3 protein-coding genes are annotated in these 2,277 nt (G+C 33.6%); all 3 read left to right on the top strand.

The genetic code is table 11. The features are described from left to right. The coding region (locus ACY2RU_RS17420) for a putative phage abortive infection protein (RefSeq protein WP_490139759.1) at positions 1-1,208 on the top strand (1,208 nt) is incomplete at its 5' end. 288 nt (positions 1,209-1,496) lie between these two features. Next, positions 1,497-1,748 carry a type II toxin-antitoxin system ParD family antitoxin gene (locus tag ACY2RU_RS17415; RefSeq protein WP_490139758.1) on the top strand — a complete coding sequence of 84 codons (252 nt, stop codon included), beginning with the start codon at positions 1,497-1,499 and terminating at the stop codon, positions 1,746-1,748. Next, on the top strand, positions 1,741-2,040 hold the full coding sequence (locus ACY2RU_RS17410) for a type II toxin-antitoxin system RelE/ParE family toxin (protein ID WP_490139757.1): 300 nt from the start codon (positions 1,741-1,743) through the stop codon (positions 2,038-2,040). The genes ACY2RU_RS17415 and ACY2RU_RS17410 overlap by 8 nt, the downstream gene beginning before the upstream one ends. Positions 2,041-2,277 lie beyond the last annotated feature (237 nt).

Raw genomic sequence — 2,277 nt, 5'->3', positions numbered from 1 at the left:
GGCAACAAGCTGAAAAAAACTCCAGAATGGAAAAAAAAATAATGTTCTTGTCTTGGACTCTACTTATTCTTGGGTGTCTATCTTTAATCTTATTCCTAGGAAAATCATCATTAGATGGCTTAAGTATTTCTCCCGATCTAGCAACTAATTACGCAACTACCGGTCAATTTGGCGACTTTATTGGTGGTGTTGTTGGAACCTTCTTTGCACTTGCAGGTACTCTACTCATCTTTTTAACCTTTAGAGAGCAAGCAAAAAATAATAAACGAAACGCATTTGAAGCTTCTTTTTTCGAGATGATCAGACTTTACAGATCAAATGTCAATGATATTTCATACTCAAAATATAAAAATAAACAGAAGGAAAACTATAAGAATAGACAAGTATTTAGAGTAATATTTAAGGAGTTCACTGACTGCTATCGTGAAATCACTAAGTTTTCTAATTCTGTTGATGTTTCAGATTATATAATGCCAGAGTATCAAAAACAACTTGAAGAAATTACAAATAGAATCAATCCTAATATAAATCTTATAGAGTTCGCTAACATCGATATTGCTTATACTATAGTATTTTATGGATTAAGTGAAGAGGGGGAATCTATTTTAAGAAGAATATTTTTCAAAAAATATAATCCGCTATATTATTATAAAGTAGTTTACTATTTGAAGCTTAAACCGAAAAAACCTAATTCTTATCGTTGGAATGGATGGAAAATTATTAGAGATATGGAACTTTCAAAATTACATCCTCTTATTGATGAACTTTACAAAAATCGACAAACGCCAGAGAAATTGGAAAATCTTAGTTCAGGTTTAGCACAAGAGTTAAGTCCTGTTAAACCCTATGAAAAATACTATGGTGGGCATCAGTTTCGCCTTGGACATTACTTCCGACATCTTTTTCAAAGTTTTAAATATTTAAATGATTATTTACATTTTTCCGATTTGGAGAAATATCAATACGGAAAACTTTATCGCGCACAGATTTCAACTTATGAGCAAGCTCTTTTAATGATTAATAGTCTATCTAATATGGGAATGAAGTGGGAATACACCTCAGAATTAATTGAAGACAAGTCGAAAACGAACAATTTAATAACTAAATACAATCTTATTAAAAATTTACCTGGTCAACAGCTTTATGGTATTAAATATAAAACTTACTATAAAAATGTAGATTATGAGACAGACGAACAAATAATATAACGCCAGTTGCCAACAACGTATAAAGCCAATGGCTTTGTTGGTTAAACGAATTAACTTTCCCACAAAAAGACTATCTTAGATCAACCGAATAAACTCGTAAACGGCTTCGCCGTGGCTTCCGAGTCGCACGCGTCGACGCCGCTGCCAACATTTGCTACCGCAAATTTGGTTGAGCCACAGCGAGCCAAAAAACGCCACTGGCATTATACAAACACGTTGTGTGTAATTTGATGATTTTGTTATTATACCAATTTTTGGTATATTTGAATTGTATTAATTACAACGGAAATGAGTAAAAACACATCAATATCATTAGGAAATTATTTCGACCAATTTGTTCAAAGCAGAATAAGTGAAGGACGGTTTAAAAATGTCAGTGAAGTTATTAGAGCAGGACTTCGCCTTTTAGAAGAAGAAGAGACTAAAATTATAGCTTTGAGAAGTGCAATCCAAGAAGGAATTGACAGCGGAATTGTCCATGACTTTAATCCAAAAGAACATTTAGAATCTCTAAAAGCTAAAAGACAAATTAATGGCTGAATTTAAGCTCACCAAAAAAGCGATTGAAGATTTAGATAAAATTTGGAATTATACTTTCGACAAATGGTCAGAAACGCAAGCTGATAAATATTACGCCATGTTAATTTCAAATTGTGCAGAAATAGCAAATAATTCAGATTTGGGCAAAAGCTACGAAGGAATCACCCCAAACTTAAGAGGTGTTAAAGCTAACCGACATATAATTTTCTTTAGAAAAATGGAAGATAGCCATTTGGAAATAATAAGAATTCTTCACGGGAGAATGGATTTGAAGAAAAGAATAAAGGAGTAACAAACTACACACAACACCGTATAAAGCCAATGGCTAAGTTGGTTATTGAATTGAAAATCCTACAATTTAAAAACGTATATTTATTTCCGAATAAACTCGCAAACGGCTTCGCCGTGGCTTCCGAGTCGCACGCGTCGACGCCGCTGCCAACATTTGCTCCGCAAATTTGGTTGAGCCACAGCGAGCCAAGAACCGCCACTGGCATTATACAAACACGTTAGGCACTATTAATGAAAA

The sequence above is a fragment of the Ulvibacter sp. 2305UL32-6 genome (assembly GCF_058148545.1).
The sequence above is the reverse complement of the archived record's forward strand: the minus strand, read 5'-3'. Positions and strand labels throughout refer to the sequence as shown.

Bases quoted from the DNA above. Each gene is read 5' to 3' on its own strand.
- ACY2RU_RS17410 (WP_490139757.1), top strand. From the start codon at position 1,741: ATGGCTGAATTTAAGCTCACCAAAAAAGCGATTGAAGATTTAGATAAA.
- ACY2RU_RS17415 (WP_490139758.1), top strand. From the start codon at position 1,497: ATGAGTAAAAACACATCAATATCATTAGGAAATTATTTCGACCAATTT.